Annotated in this window: 22 protein-coding genes, 1 pseudogene and 2 riboswitches; all 23 genes and pseudogenes read right to left on the bottom strand. The window is 45.9% G+C overall.

The features are described 5' to 3' along the window. Positions 1–232 precede the first annotated feature (232 nt). The 23 genes and pseudogenes from ACIFSR_RS26360 to ACIFSR_RS26470 all read right to left on the bottom strand — a co-directional run bounded on the left by ACIFSR_RS26360 (position 233) and on the right by ACIFSR_RS26470 (position 21,961). The gene (locus ACIFSR_RS26360) at positions 233–1,042 is read right to left on the bottom strand and encodes a transglutaminase-like domain-containing protein (protein ID WP_076271321.1); all 810 of its coding nucleotides are present in this window, start codon (positions 1,040–1,042) and stop codon (positions 233–235) included. A gap of 12 nt (positions 1,043–1,054) precedes the next feature. After that, a riboswitch (cyclic di-GMP riboswitch) is annotated at positions 1,055–1,133 on the bottom strand. A 51-nt stretch (positions 1,134–1,184) separates the two neighbouring features. After that, a riboswitch (cyclic di-GMP riboswitch) is annotated at positions 1,185–1,263 on the bottom strand. A 169-nt stretch (positions 1,264–1,432) separates the two neighbouring features. Further along, positions 1,433–2,953, bottom strand: a complete 1,521-nt coding sequence (gene lysS, locus ACIFSR_RS26365; protein ID WP_430061203.1) for a lysine--tRNA ligase — start codon at positions 2,951–2,953, stop codon at positions 1,433–1,435. Between the two features lie 168 nt (positions 2,954–3,121). Continuing rightward, a complete protein-coding gene (gene greA / locus ACIFSR_RS26370) occupies positions 3,122–3,598 on the bottom strand; it encodes a transcription elongation factor GreA (RefSeq protein WP_076271320.1) in 477 nt (158 codons plus the stop codon). A gap of 314 nt (positions 3,599–3,912) precedes the next feature. Further along, positions 3,913–4,122 (bottom strand): tRNA-dihydrouridine synthase, encoded by a 210-nt coding sequence (locus tag ACIFSR_RS26375; protein ID WP_430061205.1) that lies wholly within the window; start codon positions 4,120–4,122, stop codon positions 3,913–3,915. A gap of 5 nt (positions 4,123–4,127) precedes the next feature. Beyond that, positions 4,128–4,300, bottom strand: a pseudogene (locus ACIFSR_RS26380) (tRNA-dihydrouridine synthase); the annotation flags it as partial. Between the two features lie 58 nt (positions 4,301–4,358). Continuing rightward, positions 4,359–4,571, bottom strand: coding sequence for a helix-turn-helix domain-containing protein (locus ACIFSR_RS26385; RefSeq protein ID WP_054025845.1), 213 nt, complete (start codon positions 4,569–4,571; stop codon positions 4,359–4,361). Then, positions 4,523–5,080 carry a 2-amino-4-hydroxy-6-hydroxymethyldihydropteridine diphosphokinase gene (gene folK, locus ACIFSR_RS26390; protein ID WP_339205915.1) on the bottom strand — a complete coding sequence of 186 codons (558 nt, stop codon included), beginning with the start codon at positions 5,078–5,080 and terminating at the stop codon, positions 4,523–4,525. The genes ACIFSR_RS26385 and folK overlap by 49 nt, the downstream gene beginning before the upstream one ends. After that, positions 5,055–5,441 (bottom strand): dihydroneopterin aldolase, encoded by a 387-nt coding sequence (gene folB / locus ACIFSR_RS26395; protein WP_339205914.1) that lies wholly within the window; start codon positions 5,439–5,441, stop codon positions 5,055–5,057. The genes folK and folB overlap by 26 nt, the downstream gene beginning before the upstream one ends. Positions 5,442–5,502: 61 nt before the next feature. After that, entirely contained in the window at positions 5,503–6,351 is an 849-nt protein-coding gene (gene folP / locus ACIFSR_RS26400) for a dihydropteroate synthase (protein WP_339205913.1), read from the bottom strand. Positions 6,352–6,396: 45 nt separating this feature from the next. Beyond that, entirely contained in the window at positions 6,397–7,287 is an 891-nt protein-coding gene (gene pabC, locus ACIFSR_RS26405) for an aminodeoxychorismate lyase (RefSeq protein ID WP_430061145.1), read from the bottom strand. After that, positions 7,284–7,865 (bottom strand): aminodeoxychorismate/anthranilate synthase component II, encoded by a 582-nt coding sequence (pabA, locus tag ACIFSR_RS26410; RefSeq protein ID WP_339205911.1) that lies wholly within the window; start codon positions 7,863–7,865, stop codon positions 7,284–7,286. Before pabA ends, pabC begins: the two co-directional genes overlap by 4 nt. Further along, a complete protein-coding gene (locus ACIFSR_RS26415) occupies positions 7,862–9,466 on the bottom strand; it encodes an anthranilate synthase component I family protein (RefSeq protein WP_430061147.1) in 1,605 nt (534 codons plus the stop codon). The genes pabA and ACIFSR_RS26415 overlap by 4 nt, the downstream gene beginning before the upstream one ends. Positions 9,467–9,579: 113 nt before the next feature. Beyond that, a complete protein-coding gene (gene cysK, locus ACIFSR_RS26420; RefSeq protein WP_054025838.1) occupies positions 9,580–10,518 on the bottom strand; it encodes a cysteine synthase A in 939 nt (312 codons plus the stop codon). Positions 10,519–10,645: 127 nt separating this feature from the next. Further along, positions 10,646–11,638 carry a peptidylprolyl isomerase gene (locus ACIFSR_RS26425; protein ID WP_076271313.1) on the bottom strand — a complete coding sequence of 331 codons (993 nt, stop codon included), beginning with the start codon at positions 11,636–11,638 and terminating at the stop codon, positions 10,646–10,648. Between the two features lie 17 nt (positions 11,639–11,655). After that, positions 11,656–12,564 carry an Hsp33 family molecular chaperone HslO gene (hslO, locus tag ACIFSR_RS26430; protein ID WP_430061150.1) on the bottom strand — a complete coding sequence of 303 codons (909 nt, stop codon included), beginning with the start codon at positions 12,562–12,564 and terminating at the stop codon, positions 11,656–11,658. Further along, complete coding sequence (locus tag ACIFSR_RS26435) at positions 12,564–13,337, bottom strand: type III pantothenate kinase (protein ID WP_076271311.1); 774 nt, start codon at positions 13,335–13,337, stop codon at positions 12,564–12,566. Before ACIFSR_RS26435 ends, hslO begins: the two co-directional genes overlap by 1 nt. Next, complete coding sequence (gene nadC / locus ACIFSR_RS26440; protein WP_430061152.1) at positions 13,334–14,218, bottom strand: carboxylating nicotinate-nucleotide diphosphorylase; 885 nt, start codon at positions 14,216–14,218, stop codon at positions 13,334–13,336. Before nadC ends, ACIFSR_RS26435 begins: the two co-directional genes overlap by 4 nt. Beyond that, positions 14,211–15,824, bottom strand: coding sequence for an L-aspartate oxidase (gene nadB / locus ACIFSR_RS26445; protein WP_339209446.1), 1,614 nt, complete (start codon positions 15,822–15,824; stop codon positions 14,211–14,213). Before nadB ends, nadC begins: the two co-directional genes overlap by 8 nt. 33 nt (positions 15,825–15,857) lie before the next feature. Beyond that, positions 15,858–16,796 carry a quinolinate synthase NadA gene (gene nadA, locus ACIFSR_RS26450; RefSeq protein ID WP_430061154.1) on the bottom strand — a complete coding sequence of 313 codons (939 nt, stop codon included), beginning with the start codon at positions 16,794–16,796 and terminating at the stop codon, positions 15,858–15,860. A 350-nt stretch (positions 16,797–17,146) separates the two neighbouring features. Beyond that, a complete protein-coding gene (locus tag ACIFSR_RS26455; protein ID WP_430061156.1) occupies positions 17,147–18,109 on the bottom strand; it encodes an ABC transporter permease in 963 nt (320 codons plus the stop codon). 1 nt (position 18,110) lies between these two features. Continuing rightward, entirely contained in the window at positions 18,111–19,193 is a 1,083-nt protein-coding gene (locus ACIFSR_RS26460; protein WP_076271307.1) for an ABC transporter permease, read from the bottom strand. 5 nt (positions 19,194–19,198) lie between these two features. Then, positions 19,199–20,743 carry an ABC transporter ATP-binding protein gene (locus tag ACIFSR_RS26465; RefSeq protein WP_076271306.1) on the bottom strand — a complete coding sequence of 515 codons (1,545 nt, stop codon included), beginning with the start codon at positions 20,741–20,743 and terminating at the stop codon, positions 19,199–19,201. A gap of 162 nt (positions 20,744–20,905) precedes the next feature. Further along, a complete protein-coding gene (locus tag ACIFSR_RS26470) occupies positions 20,906–21,961 on the bottom strand; it encodes a BMP family lipoprotein (protein ID WP_339205904.1) in 1,056 nt (351 codons plus the stop codon). Between the last annotated feature and the right edge of the window lie 48 nt (positions 21,962–22,009).

Here is a 22,009-nt window from a genome sequence, read left to right on the forward strand (position 1 = left end):
TTTCAAAGAGCAATCTTTTCTCTCTTGTCGACCGTGTATCTCGTTGGCGACCTAGATAATATATCATAGGCGTATATAGCATTGCAAGCATTTTTTTCATTGTTTACGAAAAAGTTTTCAACACTCCTATTTGCCTTCTAATTGCGTAATCGTTGCTTCACTTCCTCCTTATCTATATTGAAGAAAAACATAAAAAAACGAGCTGTGCGATTTCCGCAAGCTCGTATGACTTCTAATATGTTTTTGTTACTGTATATTGAGCTGCATCCTTGATAAGCTCATACTTTTTCTTGCCCTTCTTTAGACCCGCATCAACTGTCGTATCAATCGTAACCCATTTCCCATCCAAGTACACTTCGTTCCAAGCATGATAAACATCCACATAAGTAGATTGTCCCATCAAGAGCTTCGTAGGAATATCCACGCTCCGCAGCATTGCCGCAAACAATGAAGCGTATCCGTAGCAGATATCCTTTCTCGATTTAAATGTGCGATCAATATTGGGGAGGTAATCAACTGACAGATTAGCAGCTAATTGATTATCATAACTTACATTCGTAATAATATATTCGTAGATTGCCTTTACTTTCTCCATATCCGTTTTTTTATTGCTGGCTAATTCTTTTGCCTTGACGATGGCGCTGCTTGCATTCGACCAGTCAATGTTCTGGATGGAATTCAAGTACAAAACCTTGTTGTCTTTCAAATCAAGCGTCACGGTTTCTTTCTTCGCCAATTTGTATTTGTTTCCTGTTGTATTCTCTAGAACAGATATTGTATATTCGCCATTGCCAAGCTGCAATGGAAACTTCTCAGCTGTTTTTCCGCTAGTTAGATTATATGTATAATTTGATGCGCCTTTTGCGATCATAAGCTTCGTTTTCACTTTAGTGCTCACTGCATATTGTACGGAGACAACACCTTTATCTAAATTCCCCGTATTGAGCCAATCAGAAGAGTCTGCTTCATTTGCCTGAACGACCGTTACATGGATGGATGCAAAAAGAACAAAAGCTGCGATGACTAACATAAATTTACGCATGAATATACTCCCTTCGGTAGCTGGCTGCCATCTTACGGAAGGCCCTTTAGCTTTGCGTCCCTACCTTTCGATAGGTTTGCCATTATCGTGTGAAGCGCTATGTGATGAATTTCCCCTATACAAACAAAAAAAAGCCTGTTCATTCGGTAGCTGGCTGCCATCTTACGGAAGGCCCTTTAGCTTTGCGTCCCTACCTTTCGATAGGTTTGCCGTTATCGTGTAGCGCTTTATTAGTTCTATTCTACCATATGAATCTAGCAAATCAATAGATTGTACTACAATATCAATCATAATTTGAATGTTTTTAAGGATTGTTGTTGCAAATTCTCGATATTAGAAAAAAAAGAACCTTATGGCTTCTAAAAGCCATAAGGTTCCTTGGTCTCTTTCTTATTCAGCAGAACGCTGATCTCTCATATGAGGGAACAACAGTACATCACGAATAGATGGAGCATCTGTTAGAAGCATGATCAATCGGTCGATACCGATTCCTAGTCCGCCAGTTGGCGGCATGCCGTATTCCAGAGCGCGGATAAAGTCTTCATCCATCTCATGCGCCTCGTCATTTCCATGCTCACGCTCAACAAGCTGCGACTCGAAACGCTCACGCTGATCGATCGGATCGTTAAGCTCCGTAAATGCATTAGCATGCTCACGTGCTACGATGAATAGCTCAAAACGATCGGTGAAGCGTGGATCTGCTTCACTCTTCTTAGCAAGCGGCGAAATAGCAACCGGATGTCCTGTAACAAAGGTTGGCTGAATAAGCGTGTGCTCACCGAACTGTTCAAAGAAAGCGTTGAGAATATGACCAAATGTCATATGCGGATCAACGGCAACTTTGTGTTCTTTCGCCAAACGATGGGCTTCCTCGTCGCTCATTTCCACGCCGAAATCTACGCCAGTCGTTTCTTTGACAAGCTCAACCATGCTGACGCGACGCCACTGAGGTGTCAAATCAATCTCTTGGCCTTGATAAGTGATTTTCGTTGTTCCAAGAACCTCTTGCGCAATATGTGCGATGACATTCTCTGTCAATGCCATAATATCCTTGTAATCAGCATAAGCCTCGTAAAGCTCAATCATTGTAAACTCTGGATTGTGGCGAGTCGAAATCCCCTCATTCCGGTATACACGGCCGATCTCATATACTTTCTCCAATCCGCCTACAATCAGTCGCTTCAAATGAAGCTCGATTGCAATACGCATGTAGAGCTGCATGTCCAGCGCATTATGATGCGTTTCGAAAGGGCGTGCTGCAGCACCGCCTGCAATGGAATGCAGCGTTGGTGTTTCTACTTCTAAATACCCGCGGGAATCTAGGTAGCGACGCATGGATTGAATGATTTTGGAACGAGTAATAAAGGTTTGTTGGACGTCGGGATTCACGATAAGGTCAACATAACGCTGACGGTAACGAAGCTCTACGTCTTTCAAGCCATGATATTTATCAGGCAATGGAAGAAGCGACTTTGTCAAAACTTCAATATCACGTGCTTTGACAGAGACTTCGCCTGTATTCGTTTTGAATACAACGCCTACTACGCCAATGATGTCACCGATATCTAGCAAATCAAAAGCTGCAAACTTATGCTCTTCAACGGAATCTTTACGAACATAAATTTGAACCTTGCCGCTCAAATCTTGAATCGTAGCAAAACCCGCTTTGCCCATGCCGCGTTTCTGCATAATACGGCCAGCAATACGCACTTCAACCGCTTTTTCTTCTATTTCTTCTTTGCTGAGCCCTTCATAGGCTTGTACAATATCTTTGGCGTTATGAGTGCGTTCGAACTTTCGGCCGAATGGATCCACACCTAACCCTCTAAGCTCGTCCAATTTGTTTCTGCGAATTTGCAAGAGCTCACTTAGCTCCTGCTGTTCATTGTTTTCTTGTTCCACTTCTTTCATCTCCTTGATCATTCGGCAAAAGCAAGCAGCTGTCACCGGATTCATGCAGCAAAATCTCGTTTCGCAATAAAATATAAGCAATGTATAGACCTGTAATATACGTTCTTATATTTTAAACGTTCAAAAAGCTTCCTACAAGGAAGCTTTTTGAACCGCTCATAGCAAACATTATTTTTTGATATCGAGAATTTTGTATTGAATAATGCCGACTGGTACGCTAACTTCGACAACGGTGCCTTTTTTCTTGCCTAGAATCGCTTTACCAACCGGGCTTTCATTTGAAATCTTGTTTTGCAAAGGATCGGCTTCCGCTGTACCAACAATGGAATAATCCATTGTGTCGCCATACTCCATATCCTCAACCGTTACGATCGAACCGATGCTCACGGTATCAATATCAATATCGTCATTATTTATAATACGCGCATTGCGCAACATTTTCTCAAGGGTAAGAACGCGGCCTTCGATAAATGCTTGCTCATTCTTCGCATCTTCATATTCCGAGTTTTCGCTTATATCACCATAGCCAATTGCTACTTTAATACGTTCAGCTACTTCACGACGCTTGACCGACTTTAGGTTCTCTAATTCATCTTCGAGCTTTCGCAACCCTTCTTGAGTCAGAATGATTTGCTTATCGTTCATCTTTCCGATTCTCCTGTCATGTGACTAATTTTTCATACCTTGTATGAATTCACTGTTACCTAATATATTACGCTTCTTATTCCTCATACCAACTGTTGTTTGAAGCGCTCTTGATGTCTTCGTTAGATTATATTGCACGATTATATTGCAAAGTTACCCTGAATGTCAATCAAAGCCAGACGACCCATTGAAACCGTTTCATTTCTGAAATGTAGAGCAGAAGCCGCATGATAGCGGCTTTTGTCGAATGGTGTCGGCTCGCTCCCGTCACGGGGTAAATCGCATAACCGATCTATTTGTATTTTAGTAGGCGTCTACTTCTGCAGAACCCGCTTCTTTGCTGAAACAGCACTGACAGCTTGGAATTCTTCGTCCTCTCCAAGCGAGTGGACGTAGTTTTCCAAAATCGCTACCATCGGATCACGGCCGGTATGTTCGAGCAGCTTTTTTGCATCCTCTGGTGAGAAAACGTCGCCATTCCCAATTACGGGAATCGATGCCGCTACTTTGACATCCTTTATAATGTCCCAATTTGCCTTACCCGTATACTACCATGCAAAATGGCCTTGTCGCTTACCATCTCCGCACATACAAGACCCGTTCCAAACTCCTTGGCAATTAATCAAAGGCAGGATAGCACACGCTTGCCATCGGCGCTAGCACCACTCTGTTCTTCATTTCGATGCCATCGATTTTCAGCATGTCACTCCTTCCTCCTCTTCTAATTGATTATGGTTCATATCTTGTGTACCAGACAGCACTATTCACGGTTATCAGACATTAATTCCTCATAGCTGATTCCGAGCGTCTTAGCGATATGATTTAATAACTTCGTATCCGTCTTCCTTGTTCCTCGCTCCAATGAGCCAAGAACGGCCACCGATACGCCAAGCTCCTTGGCCAGCTCCTGCTGAGTATAGCCCTTCAGCTTTCGAAAGGCTCTGACGCGCTGCGCCAATTGATTGTTTTCCATAACGTAATGCCTTCCTTTCCATCCAGAAGCGCTGCTTCAGATACTGCGCTTACCTCGGACTGCAGCCGATGTGTTTGATCCAAAACATCATGCAGCGGAACGAGAACGAACGACCGCTCCATCATACGCGGATGCGGCAAAGTTAATTCCTCTTGATCCATTCTGACATTATCGTATAGGAGCAGATCAAGGTCAATGGTTCTCGGTCCCCAACGAATTTGTCGAACTCTACCGAGCTGCTGCTCGTACTCCAAAAGCTGACGCAAAAGCATTAATGGAGATAGTGTCGTTCGTACAGCTAATGCCATATTGATAAAGGGCGGTTGCTCTGTGTAGCCTACCGGATCAGTCTCATACATGCCCGATACTCTGCTAACCACGATGTTTGGGTGCGCATCGATGAGGCTAATCGCTTCCAGCAGCAGTTGCTCACGGTTTCCCATGTTTGATCCTAAAGCGATATATGCCTCTGCCTGTGCGCCATCAAGCGGGAATTGTTCGTCCATCATTGTCCCGCTTTCTGCGCAGTTCTACCGTTACTCCGTCAAAATGGATATCAAACGGCGGGTTAGGCTTCGTTACTCGAACCGTCACTTCATTTACCATAGTATAAACTTCCAGTACTTGCGATGCAATGTGACCTGTTAAAGCTTCGATAAGCTTAAACGGAGGGCCCTCTACAATCGTTTTCGTGAGAGCGTGGATTTCTGCATAATTCACCGTACTGTTCAAATCATCAGTTAACGCCGCTTGCTCCAAATCCATATTGAGTTCAACATCCACATAATATTTCTGGCCTAGCTTGTTTTCTTCAGGAAATACGCCGTGGTAGCCGTAAAACCTCATCCCTTTGATCAGCATTTTATCCATTATAGTCACTCTCCTAACGATGTACCTTATTCAAAATAAGAAACGGCATTTAACAACACAATTAACGTCGATATAAAATAGCGTCCGTCATAAGCGCAGTACGCTTAATTGCACGCACATCATGCACACGTACGATTTGGCAGCCGTGCGCAATGCCAAGAGCAACCGTCGCAGCTGTTCCCTCAACAAGCTCATCAACAGGCAGATTCAGCGTCTGCTTAATGAAACGTTTACGCGAGGTGCCAAGCAGCACCGGATATCCAAGTGCATGCAGCTCGGATAGACGGCCAAGCAGCTCCAGATTATCCTCATAGGTTTTGGCAAAACCAATACCCGGATCTAGCCAGATTTGATCTTCAGCGATGCCAGCCGTTCGCGCAATGCTTACACTGCCCTGCAAATCTGTAAGTACATCGGGAACAAAATCATTATAGTCTCTCGCATGGCGGTTATGATTGATGATGACAGGACAAGCATATTCAGCTGCAACTGCGGCCATATTAGGGTCACCCTTAAGCCCCCAAATGTCATTAATGATATGAGCGCCCGCCTCTAGCGCGTGCCGCGCAGTCTCAGCTTTGTATGTATCGATGGATAAAGGAATGTGCGGCAGCGCCTTACGCAAAACCTGAATAACAGGGAGGATACGCCGCAGCTCTTCCTCCACTCCCACCGGCTCAAATCCTGGACGTGTCGATTCACCGCCAATATCAATAATATCAGCGCCTTCCTCCACCATCGCTTTCGCACGGGCAAGAGCCGCATCCACACTCGTGTAGCTCCCGCCGTCCGAGAAAGAATCAGGTGTCGCATTCAAAATGCCCATAATCAACGTACGCCCGCCTAGCTCCAGCCTCGTTCCGCTGCCAAACTCATATGCTCTTTTATAGAAATTTGGTTGTTGATCCATTGTTAGACCGCCATCCTTCTTCTTAATGTTACATGATTACAGAGCTTAGATAGCTCCAGCATCACCGTCAATTGTCGTCTGTCGGTAAAGGGTAAGCAATTGCTTCGTAATAGTCCCTGCTTGACCGTTGCCGATAACTCTACTCACCCCGCCGGCTTCTGATAACAGAGTAACGGGAACGAGCTCCTGAATGGAATTAGTGAGCCATATCTCGTCGGCCGTTTGCAGCTTCTCCAAGCTATAAAGGCCCTCTTCGGTTTCATACCCTGCACTGCCAGCCAGCTCCAGAACTCGCTCGCGCGTTATGCCCGGCAATATGCCGGTGGCCAGTTCAGGCGTATATACAACATTGTCCTTAGCAAAAAACAAGTTGCTCACGATTCCCTCCGCCAACCATCCTTCTCGGCTGAGCATAAGACCCTCGGCCCCAGGCGCAGCACCACTGGCAAGCAGCTCTCGCTTAGCAATAATATTGTTCATATAATGGAGAGACTTAAAGCGAACCTCGCCCTCAGGCGTATTCCTCCTTGTCTGCAAAACCCGCAGCTCCCGTCCGCGCATATGAACCGCATCATTAACCGGCAGCAAAGCCTTTACAAGCATTAACACATTCGGCTGTTCATAATCTCTTGTCGGCAACCCTAGCTCAGCTTCGCCTGCACTGACGGTTAGTCTTATATAGCCATCTTTTAATTCATTCGCCTCAAGAAGCTCGTTAACAGAGCTGCGCAGCTCCTCCATATTAGGCGTGTACTGAATTCCTAGCTGATCACAACCTGAGCATAATCGCTTCATATGCCTGTCTAGTAAGTAAGGTTTCCCCTCATACGTGCGGAAAGTCTCGAACAAACCTATACCGTACAAAAAGCCGTGATCATAAACTGAGATCACGGCTTCGCTCGCATCCATTACGGAGCCGTTCAGTTCGACCTTCATCGCACTGCGCCCGTCCGATTTTGCAAGAAATTACGAAGCATCGTCAAGCCATGCTCCGTTATAATGGACTCAGGGTGAAATTGCACCCCTTCAATCGCATATTCCTTATGACGCAAACCCATAATTTCTCCTTCATCGGTTTCCGCTGTTATTTCCAAGCAATCAGGCAGCGTTTCACGGCGTACGATAAGAGAATGATAGCGAGTAGCGGTAAAAGGTGATGGCAAACCTTCAAACACGGATTTTCCTTGATGATAAATGGCAGACGTTTTGCCGTGCATCAGCTTCTCCGCACGTACCACTTCCCCGCCAAATGCTTGTCCGATCGATTGATGACCAAGACATACGCCAAAAATCGGGATTTTACCTTTAAAATGCTCGATTAGAGATAAACTAATGCCCGCTTCATTCGGTGAACACGGACCTGGTGATATTAGAATATGATCGGGCGCTAATTCTTCGATTCCGGCTAAATCTATTTCGTCGTTTCTTTTTACCGTAATATCTTCCCCAAGCTCACCCAAATACTGTACTAAATTGTACGTAAAGGAATCATAATTATCGATGACAAGTATCATGTTAAGGCTCCCCCTTTTTCCGTTTCCGCTGCCAAATCGACTGCTGCAAACCGTTCGCTGTACTGAATGGCCTTCCATAATGCCTTCGCCTTGTTTAGCGATTCTTTATATTCCCGCTCCGGCTCAGAATCAATAACGATGCCTGCTCCCGCTTGAATATGAACAACGCCTTCCTGAAGCACCATTGTTCTAATAATAATATTAAATTCCATATCTCCGCTGTAGTCAATCCATCCAAGCGAGCCCGTATACGGTCCTCTGCGTGTCGGTTCAAGCTCTTCTATGATTTCCATTGTGCGAATTTTTGGAGCACCTGTAATCGTTCCTCCGGGGAAGGTAGCCGATATAACATCGTAAGCATCTTTGCCGTTTGCAAGCTGTCCTACTACCTGAGAAACAAGATGCATAACATGTGAGTATTGTTCAATAACCATAAACTCTTCGACCTTAACCGTACCATAAGTAGAAATCCGCCCAAGATCGTTCCGCTCCAAGTCAACGAGCATAATATGCTCCGCCCGCTCCTTCTCATTCGTGAGAAGTTCGTCAGCTAGGCGCCGATCCTCTTCCTCCGTTCGCCCGCGTCTACGCGTTCCAGCAATCGGTCTTGTGATCAGCTTGTTGTCATTGAGCTCAACGAGAAGCTCAGGGGATGCAGATACAATCTGAAAATCAGGACAACGCAGAAACCCCATATATGGCGATGGGTTAACTAGTCGAATCCATTCATAAAGTTCTTCCGGAGCAGCCGCAATCGCCTTGCTCTGACGAACGGACAAATTCACTTGAAAAACGTCACCCTGCTCAATATATCGCTGAATGCTGCGAACAGCGTCCATGTATGCTTGCTTCGAGAAAGGCGATGTGATGCCAGTAATCGAATCCACATCCAATTGCAATAAATCATCTGTCAACAAGCGCTGACGTTCTGCTCGAAGCGATATCGCCTTCGCCTGGGCACGCTCTTCATCAAACCAGGTTAACCAGTAGTCGGTCATCCCTTCCGCTCTAGATGAAGCACGGTCATAAGCAGCACGCAGCTCCTCTTGATCCGCATTTTGATCTATTTTTGAATGGACAGCACAATACACTTTTGATTGCTCATGGTCGATTATCCATATCTCATTCATTTGCATGAATAAATAATCGGGAATATCCTGATTATCCTCGGCTAGCACCGGCAATCGTTCGATCGAACGGATGACATCGTAACCCCAGAATCCGATACAGCCGCCAACCCACTTAGGCCCATTCTCAAGCTTCGGCCCCAGCAAACCGCTCATCCATTCTCTCACAACCTCAAGCGGCTTACCTTCCCAGCGGCGCTTGCTTTGCTCCTCTAGCGAATGGAATTGTATCGACTCTGCTTGCAGCCCTTTTCCACGGATAACCCCGTCAGGATGCAATCCCAAATACGTATATCGTCCGTCCTTGCCGCTTTCTAGTACAAAAGCATGTGGCGAAGCGTCCTGCCATACTTCTTCCCATGACGTTACGTTCGCCCGATTACCGAACTCAAAGGGTAATTCTTTAACGAATGGCAGCGTCGTATATTTCTGTTCGGCGTGCCACCGAGTCCATTGCTCTATCGCGGTGATCATCACCTTCAACCCCCGAATACTTGACTTATTTTGCTCAGTATACAGAATAGCTAAGTAAAAAGAAAGCCTTCCATTCCGAGGAATGAAAGGCTGTTCGATATAGGCAGTAAAAATTAGTTTTCGAAGTTGAACAGCGGTGTGGAAAGGTAGCGTTCGCCGTTGCTTGGAACAATCGCAACAACACGTTTTCCTTCGCCAAGCTCTTTCGCAACTTGCAATGCCGCATAGATCGCTGCGCCAGAGGAAATTCCGCAAAGAATGCCTTCTTCTTTCGCTGCACGACGAGCGTATTCAAACGCATCTTCGTTCTCAATTGTAATGACAGCATCGTAGATATCACGGTTCAAAATATCAGGAACAAAGTTTGCGCCGATACCTTGAATTTTGTGAGCACCTGGTTTGCCGCCAGAGAGGATTGGTGAAGCAGCAGGTTCTACCGCGTAAATTTTAATACCGTCGAAGTTTTTCTTAAGCACTTCACCAGTACCTGAAATCGTTCCGCCAGTTCCGATACCGGCAACGAACGCATCAAGCTTACCATCAAGGGAGTTGATCGCTTCGACGATCTCAGGACCTGTCGTTTCGCGGTGAACCTTAACGTTTGCTTGGTTTTTGAATTGTTGCGGCAGGAAGTAGTTCGTGTTCTCAGCAGCTAGTTCTTCCGCTTTGCGAACAGCACCGTTCATACCTTCAGAACCTGGCGTCAATACAAGCTCTGCACCGTAAGCGCGAAGCAGGTTGCGACGCTCAATACTCATCGTTTCAGGCATAACAAGAATAGCCTTATAGCCTTTTGCAGCTGCTACAAGTGCTAGTCCAATTCCTGTATTTCCACTAGTAGGCTCAATAATAGTATCGCCTGGTTTTATGATTCCCTCTTGCTCAGCTACCTCAATCATACTGATTGCAATACGGTCTTTTACACTTGCACCTGGATTTTGATATTCAAGTTTCACATAAACTTCTGCACTGCCCTCAGGCACGAGACGGTTTAAACGAACAAGCGGAGTGTCACCGATAAGATCTAGAACACTTTGTACAATTTTGGCCATGGAAATAACTGCCTCCTTATTCCGACTAATTCAGTTGGTATTTTCACTAATTACATCTTAACAATCTCTTGCATCCGTTGTCAATAGTGACTTTAACGCTCCACTGAAAACGCAGCACCGGGCAAAGCTATTCTGTTTTCACAGCATCATATTTCTCTAGCAGCTTATCCTCAATTTTGGTCAATGAGTCAGCACGTTCAAGCGCCAGCTGCTTGCGTACGGTATCTTGCAGCCTGCCGCCCGACATATTCGTTGTCATTTGGCGCTCGATAAGACGAATAACCGCATAACCCCCATCTACCTTAATCGGACCAGCAATTTCAGCTACCCGCAAACGACTGGCTGTTTCCATCATTTCGCGGTTATAGAATGGGTCATCTTTATCAATCAAGCCGAGATCGCCGCCTGTATCTGCCGTAAAAGAATCAATGGAATAAGAATGTGCCATCTCAGCAAAATCCTCGCCATCCGATAAAAGCCCCATCACGGAGTTAGCCTCCTTCATCGTCTCCGTTATAATCCATTGCAGATGCAGCTGCATTTTCTCATCAAATTCCTCAGGATGATCGGTTATATAGCGTTCAACCTCTTCATCTGAAACATGAATGCTTCGCACGACGATTTTCTCCAGAAGCAAGCGGTAATGCAAGTCCTCCAACACCTGTTCACGGCTCATGCCTAATTGCTCTTGCATGACTTCAAAAAAACGTTCTTCACTATCGTAGCCTTCAATCATTTTATCAAGCTCACGGCTTTGCTCTTCAGCAAGTATGCTAAGCTCAGAGGCTGCAGCTTCTAAATCAATCGCTTTATGAACCATTAACGTGCGCAGAACGGCAGCTCCATATTGCGAATGAAGCTCACCTTCCAAATCTGCAAGCGTAATGTTTTCCTTGCCCACTTTAGCGATAACACGACTACCATCCGATTGATTCGTTGGTGTTTGGCCTGGCTTGCTCGGTTCAGCCGTTTCTTCCCCACTACCGACATTCGTTGGCTGCTGATTATCCAGCTGTCGATCATGACCCGGCCACACTCTAATTACGACGACTACCGATAATACCACCATGCATACGGCTTGAAGGATGACAACGGCCTTCAGCACCTCGTATTTCCTCATTGCCCTAATGCCTCCGATTATTGGATCGGCTTTGGTTTCGCTTGTTCAAGCAGCAGCTTTAGCTGAGCCCGTTCAAATGTATACGCTTCGTTGCAAAATTGGCAAACGACTTCCGCTTTTCCATCTTCATCAATAATTTGTTGCAGCTCATGCTCACCTAAACTGAGAAGTGTCTGCTCTACACGCTCGGAGGAACAGAAGCATTGAAACTTCAAGTCCATCGTATTGTGAATGTGAAGGTCGCCATCTTCGCCTACAATCCTGCGCAGCAGCCCCTCCGGTGACTCTCCTTGATCAAGCAAGGTCGTTACAGGGGGCATCGATCCAACCGCTTGCTCCAGTTTTGTAATCTCATCGTCCGTCAAACCAGGCATAAGCTGAACGATAAACCCACCAGCATGCAGCACCGAGTTATCTGTATCCACCAAGACGCCAAGACCAACCGCCGAAGGCGTTTGTTCGGAGACCGCGAAATAGTATGTGAAATCCTCGCCGAGTTCACCCGATACAATCGGAATACTGCCACGGTATGGTTCCTTCATCCCTAAATCCTTTGTAATATGAAGATAACCAGTGCGTCCAACAGCTCCGGCTACGTCAAGCTTACCCAGTGCGTTGCTTGCCAAATGCACTTCAGGATGATCAACGTATCCGCGAACCTCTCCGTCTGCATTGGCATCAACAACGATCTGGCCGATTGGACCGTCGCCCTTTACTTGAATCGTCAGTTTTTCTTGCCCTTTCAGCATAGCGCCCATAATAGCACCTGCTGTTAATGTACGCCCTAACGCTGCTGTAGCCGTTGGATATGTACCATGCCTTTGGCGAAGCTCTTCAACAAGCTGAGTCGTGCGAGCCGCGAACACTCGAATCTTGCCATTCCATGCCGTCCCTCGCACCAGCACGTCCTTCAGCTGATTTTCCATCAAAATCCCTCCTGATTGCGTTCATATATAATTCTCAATCCTTCAAGTGTGAGCAGCGGATCAACCTCTTCTATCGTTTCCGATTCAGCAGCGATTAACTCAGCTAAGCCGCCGGTTGCGATTACACGTGGTGTGACACCGAATTCTGTGCGTATCCGTTTAACAATACCGTCAACCTGTCCTGCGTATCCAAAAATAATGCCAGCCTGCATCGATGTCACAGGATTGCGTCCAATGACACTCTTCGGCTTCACAAGCTCAATACGCGGCAGCTTAGCGGCGCGCTGATAAAGCGCTTCGGTAGAAATGCCGATCCCCGGAACAATGGCACCGCCCAAGTAATTGCCGCCTTCATCAATATAGTCAAAGGTCGTTGCTGTACCGAAATCAACAACAATAAGCGGTGAGCCGTATTTTACGATGCCCGCCACCGAATTGACGATCCGATCAGCCCCAACCTCACGTGGATTCTCATAGCGGATGTTTAATCCGGTTTTGACGCCAGGCCCTACGACTAGGGGAACTTTACGCAAATATTTGAGACAAAGCTGCTCGAGTGTCCGCATCAACGGTGGAACAACCGATGAAATAATGACGCCTTCCATTTGTTCCAGCTTCACGCCCGCATAATGAAACAGATTATGAATGTTAATGCCGTATTCATCTACTGTAGCAGAACGATTGGTGCTCAGCCGCCAATGGTGCAAAAGTTCTTTTCCTTTATAGATGCCTAGCACAATATTCGTATTTCCAACATCAATGACGAGGATCAAAGCGACTCCACACCCTTCTTCTCATTCAAATCCAAGCTAATATCGAGCGCATGGAAGGAATAAGTCAATCCGCCTACCGAAATGACATCAACGCCGCTAGCTGCGATACCTTTAACGGTTTCTAAAGAGACACCGCCAGATGCTTCTACGATAACGTGAGGAGAAGCTGCTTTAATTCGAGCTACACATTCCTTCATCAAATCTGTAGACATATTGTCCAGCATAATAATGTCTGCGCCACAAGCAAGCGCTTCGTCCACTTGCAGTAACGATTCTGTCTCTACTTCAATTTTCATTGTGTGTGGAATTTTACTGCGCGCAGCTTCAACCGCAGCACGAATGCCGCCAGAGCCTTTAATATGGTTATCTTTAATCATAACTGCATCATATAAACCGAATCGGTGGTTAGCGCCGCCCCCCACACGCACTGCATACTTCTCCAGCATCCGATGGCCTGGGGTTGTCTTGCGAGTATCGACAAGCCGAACCGTCAATCCTTCAAGCGCATCGATGAAAGAACGTGTCTTAGTCGCAATGCCCGACAGCCGTTGCATTAAGTTAAGCGCAAGTCGCTCTCCGGTTAATAGGCTATGCGTACTGCCCTCTACGGTGGCGATAATTGTACCCTTGTTTACATACTCGCCATCCTGTACTTTGGAATCAAAGACAAGTGACGAATCAACAACCTCAAATACGAGCTTCGCAATCGGAAGCCCTGCAATTATACCGCTTTCCTTCACATGGATAACCGCTTTGGAACGCGAGTCCCTTGGAATCGTCGTTTCGGTCGTAATATCCCCACTGCCTATATCCTCTGCAAGCCATCCGCGAATTTGCTCGCGCACTGCTGCATTATAACCGCCTGCCATCCATTCAAACATCCTCTATTCGCTCCTCCGTCAATCCATATAGACGGTGTAACACCGTATGCTTTCTCCACATTGCATCATCGCGTACCGGGAAATCCTCACGGAAATGAGCTCCACGGCTTTCCTCCCGAGAGAGTGCAGCTTCCGTAGTCAGCAGGGCACAGGTGAGCAGATTAGCAAATTCGTATTCCTCACGCCCAGTCAGAACGGATTGATAGATAGGCAACTGCCGTTTCAATTCCTCAAGACCCTTCATAAGACCACTTGCATCGCGGCGCAAGCCAGCGTAACGAACCATAATCTTTTGCAGCTTAAGCCGTCTTTCTACGACAGCTTGGATTGATGTACTGCTCCGTTCTATCTCATTACTAATAATAGGCTGAACCGTTAGACTTGGAAGCTCATCGATTCGTTTTACAATTCTTCTGCCAAATACAATGGCCTCGGATAGCGAATTGCTCGCTAATCGATTAGCGCCGTGTACACCTGTTGAGGATACTTCGCCGCAAGCGAATAAACGCTTTATATTCGTTTCCCCATTTAGGTCGGTTTTCACTCCGCCCATCATATAATGCATAGCTGGCGCAACCGGAATCCAGTCCGACGTCAGGTCGAGGCCGTATTTTAAGCAATATTCATATATAGTAGGAAAACGGTGCTTCACCATTTCCGGTGATTCATGTGTAATATCAATATAAACGAAGGTCGATTTCGTCTCTTCCATTTCACTGACGATGGCTCTCGCCACAACATCACGCGGTGCCAGCTCCAGCTGCTCATGGTAGCGTTCCATGAAGCGCTCTCCCTTAATATTACGAAGATACGCCCCTTCGCCGCGCACAGCCTCTGATATCAAAAACCTTGGCGCGCCTGGATAACATAGAGAGGTAGGGTGGAACTGAATAAACTCGACATCCTGTATGTATGCCCCTGCTCGATAAGCCATCGCAATGCCGTCTCCTGTGGCAACCTCAGGATTTGTCGTGTAACGGTACAACTGGCCAGCCCCGCCTGAGCTTAAAATGACGGCTTTGCCTCTTACAAACAACCGCGCACCGCTCGGCTTCTGTACAATGACACCACAGCATTCGCCGTCCTGAGTAACCAAATCAATAACAAAATGGTCGTCCCAAACTTCGATCTTAGGATTGGCAATAGCCGTTTCGGACAATGCTCGTACGATCTCAAAACCTGTAGCATCTCCGTTAGCATGCAAAATACGCCGCTGGCTATGCGCTCCTTCCTTCGTAAGCGCAAACTCGCCATTCTCCAGATCGAATTGCGTTCCCATCTTTATTAAGCTGCGAACACCTTTGGGCCCCTCATGAACAAGTACATCAACCGCTTCATTAGAACATAAGCCTGCACCCGCTACGAGTGTATCTTGTCTATGGTAAGCCGGTGAATCCTCATCCGAAATAACCGCAGCGATACCGCCCTGCGCATAACGCGTATTGCTGTCGAGCAGCGATTTTTTCGTAATCATGAGGACAGAATTGTTTTCACTTGCTCGTATAGCGGTAAAAAGACCGGCAATGCCGGCCCCAATTACGATCACATCTTTTTCTATAACAGGCAGCTCACTTAACTGCACATCGACTAAATATCTAGGAATCATCATTGGCTCCTCCAAGCGTAGAAGCAGCGCATACTACTTCACGAGTAGCATGCGCTCCAAGGATAAACGGGCTTGATCTGCAACATGTGGCGGTACGTAGATTTGAGGCTGCATCGTTTCCAAGCATTTCACTAGCTTCTTCAAATTATTTACTTTCATGTTAGGGCACACCAAATATTTAGATGCAAAATGAAAAGTTTTACCTGGGCTGTCTAAACGAAGCTGATAGCCAGTGCCATCTTCTGTTCCCACGATAAATTCTTGGCAATCTGATTCTTTACAATATTTAATAATAGCGGTTGTACTGCCTACAAAGTCGCCTAGCTCAACGACTTCAGGACGACATTCCGGATGCACAACGAATTGCGCATTAGGATATTTCGCTTTCATTTCTTCTACGTCTTTAACCGTCAGCATATCGTGCGTATTGCAGTAACCTTCCCAGATAATCATTTTCTTATCGGTATTCCGCTGCACATAGTGGCCTAGGTTCTTATCTGGTACCCAGATGATCTCGTCGCCTTCAACCGAATTGACAACTTTAACCGCATTTGCCGATGTGCAGCAAATATCAGTCTCAGCTTTGATCTCAGCAGACGAGTTAATGTAAGTAACGACCTTTGCATTCGGGTGCTGCGCTTTCAGCTTACGCAAGCCATCAACACTTACCATGTCGGCCATCGGACAGCCCGCACGCTCGTCGGGAATGATAACGGTTTTATTAGGAGCCAAAATTTTTGCGCTCTCACCCATAAAGTGAACGCCGCAAAAAACAATAACTTCAGCATCCGTTTGTGCAGCCTTCTGCGCAAGCAGGAAGGAATCTCCACGGAAATCAGCTACCTCTTGAATTTCATCACGTTGATAATAATGAGCTAAAATGATAGCATTCCGTTCTTTCTTCAACTGTAACAACCGTTCACGCAGCTCTCGGTTTTGCTCCGCCTTGCGTTCCAGTGCCAGTGCTTCCACAGTAGATCCTCTCCTCTTATGAGGGATGGGCGATAACCCATTCCGTTATACGGCAAGCTGAACTTTGTGAATTGATGCACAAACTTAGAAAGTCGCTTACCTATAGTTTAAACCAAAAGGGATAAATTCATTTGATTAAGTTTTAATTTACACGCGGTAGATGCTACTGTCAATGCGTTAAAGGCCTTTTTAAGGCAGCAATTTAAAATAAATTATTTTGATCGCTGTATCTCACTCACATTCTTCGTAAATGAACCTTTTTTACTATATAATCGCGACCTCCGTCATCACTTATATTAGCAACGAAATAAAAAAAGTCTCTCTCCGCGATGGAGAGAGACCATTTTGAATTATCTTTTTGCTGGATCGTAAGGTTGACCAAGTGCTGATGGCGCATTTGAACGACCAACAGCTCCTGCCAAAACGATCAATGTCAAAACGTATGGCAGCATGTAGAAAAATTCAACTGGAATATGCTGCGAGAATTCAAAGCGCTGTGCAAAGCTTCTAAGCGCCTGAGCTAGACCGAAGAACATTGCTGCTCCTACAACGCCAAGCGGATTCCATTTGCCGAAAATCAGTGCTGCGAGCGCAATAAATCCTTGCCCAGAAATCGTATTATGCGCAAAGCTGCTAGTCGTCGTCAATGTAATTGTTGCACCACCAAGACCTGCAAGCGCGCCGCTAAGCAATACGCCGATATAACGGTATTTCGTTACGCTAATACCAACGGTATCCGCAGAGCTCGGATGTTCGCCCACCGCACGCAGACGCAAGCCAAACGGCGTATGGAACAAGACGAAATAACTGACTACTGCGATAGCTAGGACAATATACGTCGTCGGATACGCGGTGAAAATAGCTTTCCCGAGCAACGGAATATCAGATAAATAAGGTATTTTCACTTTGTGGAACACATTAGCCAAAAGCGGCGTTTGACCTGATCCATCATAAAGGCTTTTGGTTAGGTAAAGCGCTAAGCCAAGCGATAGAATGTTAATAACGACACCGACGACGGTTTGATCCGCACGGAACGTGATCGTTGATATCGCATGCAATAAAGCGAATAACGTACCATAAATAGCTGCAGCTATAAATCCAATCCACGGTGAAGCACTGCCTAACCCAGCTTGTATCGCATACTCCGTTGCAACTGCCGCGGCGAACGCTCCTGAAACCATCAAGCCCTCTAGTCCGATGTTCACAACACCTGAGCGCTCTGAGTACATACCGCCAAGCGCTGTAAAAATGAGTGCGGTGGAGAACACGAGCGTTGTATTAATAAGTTGTCCAATGATGTCTAGCACGTTCATCCTACACCGCCTCCTTCCGCTTGCTTGCACGTTTATTTAGAAAAGGCTTTAAGAACCACTTCACCAATCCATGCGAAGCAACGAAGAAAATAACGGCGCCGATTACGATACGCACGACCTCAGGAGGAACACCCGCACCAAAGCTCATGCCTGCTGAACCGTAGCTGAGTCCACCGAATAAAATTGCGCCAAGGAATACACCTATCGGCGTATTGCCGCCAAGGAGCGCTACCGCAATACCATCAAATCCATAGCCTGGAGAAGCGGCCATAACGGTCTGGTTGCCGAACACGCCTAAAATTTCAAACACGCCGCCCAGACCAGCGAATACTCCGCTTATAAACATCGACTTAACCATCGTTACGTTAACGTTCATACCTGCATATAACGCAGCATCCGGATTATGTCCAACAGCACGAAGCTCGTAGCCTTGTTTCGTACGCCATAATACGAAATAAAACACAACGATACAAATGAGAGCAACTACCGTACCCCAGTGCATACGAGCGTTGTCTGTCAATTTAATAAGCCAATCAATTTTCACCATAGCTGATTCATGAACCGGCATCGACTTCTGCTGGCCTTTCTCAACAAGAAACTTCGCAATGATAAAATTGGAGAGGAACAATGCGATCCAATTCAGCATGATGGATGAAATCACTTCATTTACTCCACGCTTCGCTTTCAAGTAACCAGCAATACCCGCCCATAGGCCGCCGAATACAGCACCCGTAATTACAGCTAGAGGCGCATGTATATACCATGGCAGGTCGAGCAGCACGCCTACGATTGTTGCGCCAGTCATGCCCATTACAAATTGTCCCTCAACACCGATATTGAATAGACCTGTACGGAAAGCGAAGGAAACGGCTAAACCTGTAAAGATCAATGGTGTAATTGCTCGAACCGCTTCTCCCATATTGTATGGAGTGCTAAACAGCTTATTGATTAAAGAAGTATACGCTAGAATCGGATCGTACCCTCCAGCAAGCATGGCAATGGCGCCAACCACAAATCCAAGAATGATTGACACAATTGGAATAAGGATAGACGATTTATTAAATATTTTTTTCAAGGTTTCCATATACGCTATCCTCTCCCCTCTGATGCAGGTACAGCTATTTTGTTACCAGCCATCATAAGTCCAAGCTGCTGATCATCTCTTTGCTCAGCATCAACCTCACCCATTAGCTTGCCTTCATACATGACCGCAATTCGATCGGACAGTGCATACAGCTCATCAAGCTCAAATGATACGAGTAAAATCGCTTTTCCTTCGTTACGAGCTTGTACCAACCGCTTGTGCACAAATTCAATCGCACCGATGTCGAGACCGCGTGTAGGCTGAACCGCAATTAACAAATCAGGATCTTTATGAAGCTCCCGTGCGATAATAGCCTTCTGCTGGTTTCCTCCAGACAACTGACGAGCATGCGTATGAATACCTGATGAGCGAACATCAAATTCGTTAACAAGCTTTTCAGACAGCTTGTCCATGCTGTTGTAATCAATAAACATAGAACGGCCGAATTCCGGCTCAAAATACGTATTCAAAATCATATTTTCACTAACCGAGAAATCTAGCACCAGCCCATGCTTATGCCGATCCTCTGGTATATGCCCTACTCCCGCAACCGATATTTGGCGCGGAGAATGATTCGTCATATCCTTGCCATTCAGCTTAACGCTGCCGCCGTCCAGCTTGCGCATACCTGTTATAGCGTAAATGAGTTCGCTTTGCCCATTGCCATCAACACCGGCTATGCCAAAAATCTCTCCTGCACGAATGTTGAAGCTGGTACCATCCAGTACATTCTTGCCTTGATCACCTTTCATCTGCAATCCATCCACAGATAAAATAACTTCGCCAGGCTCGTTCTTCGTCTTCTTCACCTCGAAGGATACGTCCCTGCCGACCATTAATTCCGCAAGCTGCTGCTCATTCGTCTCATCTGTAGTTACTGTCTTGATAACCTTGCCGCGTCGAATAACGGTTACAGCATCTGCAAGAGCCATTACTTCTTTCAATTTATGCGTAATGATAATAATCGACTTTCCTTCAGCAGCCAGGTTGCGAATGATTTCGATTAGCTCCTCAATTTCCTGCACCGTCAAAACAGCTGTCGGCTCATCAAAAATAACGATTTCGGCGCCGCGATACAACGTTTTCAGAATTTCAACACGCTGCTGCATGCCTACTGTAATATCTTTAATTCGCGCCTGAGGGTCTACATTCAGACCATAACGTTCGGATATCGCCCGAACCTTCTCATTAGCGAGCTTGTAGTCGATTTTCATACCTTTAACAGGCTCATTGCCAAGCACAATATTTTCTGCAACGGTAAAAGGCTGTACGAGTTTAAAATGTTGATGAACCATGCCGATGCCAAGGTCAATTGCTTTAGAAGCACCCTCAATGACTGTCTTCTCACCATTAACCCAAATCTCGCCCTCGTCCGGTTGATATAGTCCGAACACAATGTTCATTAGGGTCGATTTCCCTGCGCCATTCTCGCCAAGCAGCGCATGAATCTGACCTTTCTTCAATTCAAAATTTATGGAATCGTTAGCTACCAATCCGGGAAACCGCTTTGTAATTCCCTTTAACTGTACAGCCGCCTTGCTCCGGTCCATTCCTCATCATCTCCCCGGTTTTTACTGCTTGAATATGCATAAAAAATTTGACATTAAAAGCACTTACTTATCCCAACAAAGAACAAAGACCGGCCGAAGCCGGTCTTGTCTGATTCATCAACAAACGATCCTCAATCAAAGGATACCATTGAATGGAGAAAACTATTCAGTAGGTACTTTAATTTCGCCGCTAACGATTTTTGCTTTGTATTTCTCTACTTCAGCAAGAACATCAGCTGGAACGTTTTTCTTAGATGTTTCTGGCAAGCCTACTGCATCGTCTTTCAAACCTAGCTCTTGTACAGTTCCGCCAGCCCATGTTCCAGCGAGTAGATCTTTGGATACTTTATGAACAGCAGTTTCAACGCCCTTCATCATGGACGTTAGTGTAATTTCATCACCGAACTCAAGTGATTGGTCTTTATCTACACCAATAACCCAAACGTTTTCACCATTGTCTTTACGCGCTTTACCTTCATTGAACACACCATTGCCTGTAGCGCCAGCAGCGTGGAAAATAATATCAGCACCGCCATCGTACATTGTTGATGCAGCCAATTTACCAAGGTCAGGTTTACCAAAGTCACCTGCATAGTTAACTTCAACTTTAACATCCGGTTTAACCGCAGCAACACCAGCTTTGAAGCCTGCTTCAAATTTCTTGATAACCGGAATCTCCATACCGCCAACGAATCCAACTTTATTTGTTTTTGTCATCAAACCTGCAACGACACCAACAAGGAAAGATCCTTCGTTTTCAGCGAAAGTAATAGAAGCAACGTTTGGCGCTTCAACTACGCTGTCAATTACTGCTAGCTTAGCATCTGGATTTTCTTTAGCCACTTTGCTTAGTGCATCATTAAACAAGAAACCGATACCCCAAGTAAGGTCATATCCCTCTTTAACGAAGCTGTTTAGGTTCGGCTCCATGTCTGCTTCGCCTTTACTTTCCAAGAACTTCGTTTCCGCACCGGTCTCAGCAGTTACTTTCTGAAGAGCTTCCCATGCGCTTTGGTTAAAGGATTTATCGTGTACGCCGCCAACATCAGTAACCATACCAATTTTTTTGCCTTTTCCAGTACCATCGTTTTCAACTGCAGGCGTAGTACCTTTATCTCCGTTCGTGCCACCCTCGTTGTTTTTCTTTCCTCCGCAAGCTGACAACACTAGTGTCAACGCGATCATCATTACAAGCATAAAGCTAAATGTCTTTTTCATGAGTTTTTTCTCCCCTGCTCTAATTTTTGTGTAACTTGGCAACCCCTG

This window comes from Paenibacillus sp. NRS-1760, assembly GCF_050467785.1.
Taxonomy (GTDB): Bacteria; Bacillota; Bacilli; order Paenibacillales; family Paenibacillaceae; genus Pristimantibacillus.

Bases quoted from the DNA above. Each gene is read 5' to 3' on its own strand.
- ACIFSR_RS26360 (WP_076271321.1), bottom strand. From the start codon at position 1,042: ATGCGTAAATTTATGTTAGTCATCGCAGCTTTTGTTCTTTTTGCATCC.
- lysS (WP_430061203.1), bottom strand. From the start codon at position 2,953: ATGAAAGAAGTGGAACAAGAAAACAATGAACAGCAGGAGCTAAGTGAG.
- greA (WP_076271320.1), bottom strand. From the start codon at position 3,598: ATGAACGATAAGCAAATCATTCTGACTCAAGAAGGGTTGCGAAAGCTC.
- ACIFSR_RS26385 (WP_054025845.1), bottom strand. From the start codon at position 4,571: ATGGAAAACAATCAATTGGCGCAGCGCGTCAGAGCCTTTCGAAAGCTG.
- folK (WP_339205915.1), bottom strand. From the start codon at position 5,080: ATGATGGACGAACAATTCCCGCTTGATGGCGCACAGGCAGAGGCATAT.
- folB (WP_339205914.1), bottom strand. From the start codon at position 5,441: ATGGATAAAATGCTGATCAAAGGGATGAGGTTTTACGGCTACCACGGC.
- folP (WP_339205913.1), bottom strand. From the start codon at position 6,351: ATGGATCAACAACCAAATTTCTATAAAAGAGCATATGAGTTTGGCAGC.
- pabC (WP_430061145.1), bottom strand. From the start codon at position 7,287: ATGAAGGTCGAACTGAACGGCTCCGTAATGGATGCGAGCGAAGCCGTG.
- pabA (WP_339205911.1), bottom strand. From the start codon at position 7,865: ATGATACTTGTCATCGATAATTATGATTCCTTTACGTACAATTTAGTA.
- ACIFSR_RS26415 (WP_430061147.1), bottom strand. From the start codon at position 9,466: ATGATCACCGCGATAGAGCAATGGACTCGGTGGCACGCCGAACAGAAA.
- cysK (WP_054025838.1), bottom strand. From the start codon at position 10,518: ATGGCCAAAATTGTACAAAGTGTTCTAGATCTTATCGGTGACACTCCG.
- ACIFSR_RS26425 (WP_076271313.1), bottom strand. From the start codon at position 11,638: ATGAGGAAATACGAGGTGCTGAAGGCCGTTGTCATCCTTCAAGCCGTA.
- hslO (WP_430061150.1), bottom strand. From the start codon at position 12,564: ATGGAAAATCAGCTGAAGGACGTGCTGGTGCGAGGGACGGCATGGAAT.
- nadC (WP_430061152.1), bottom strand. From the start codon at position 14,218: ATGTTTGAATGGATGGCAGGCGGTTATAATGCAGCAGTGCGCGAGCAA.
- nadB (WP_339209446.1), bottom strand. From the start codon at position 15,824: ATGATTCCTAGATATTTAGTCGATGTGCAGTTAAGTGAGCTGCCTGTT.
- ACIFSR_RS26455 (WP_430061156.1), bottom strand. From the start codon at position 18,109: ATGAACGTGCTAGACATCATTGGACAACTTATTAATACAACGCTCGTG.
- ACIFSR_RS26460 (WP_076271307.1), bottom strand. From the start codon at position 19,193: ATGGAAACCTTGAAAAAAATATTTAATAAATCGTCTATCCTTATTCCA.
- ACIFSR_RS26465 (WP_076271306.1), bottom strand. From the start codon at position 20,743: ATGGACCGGAGCAAGGCGGCTGTACAGTTAAAGGGAATTACAAAGCGG.
- ACIFSR_RS26470 (WP_339205904.1), bottom strand. From the start codon at position 21,961: ATGAAAAAGACATTTAGCTTTATGCTTGTAATGATGATCGCGTTGACA.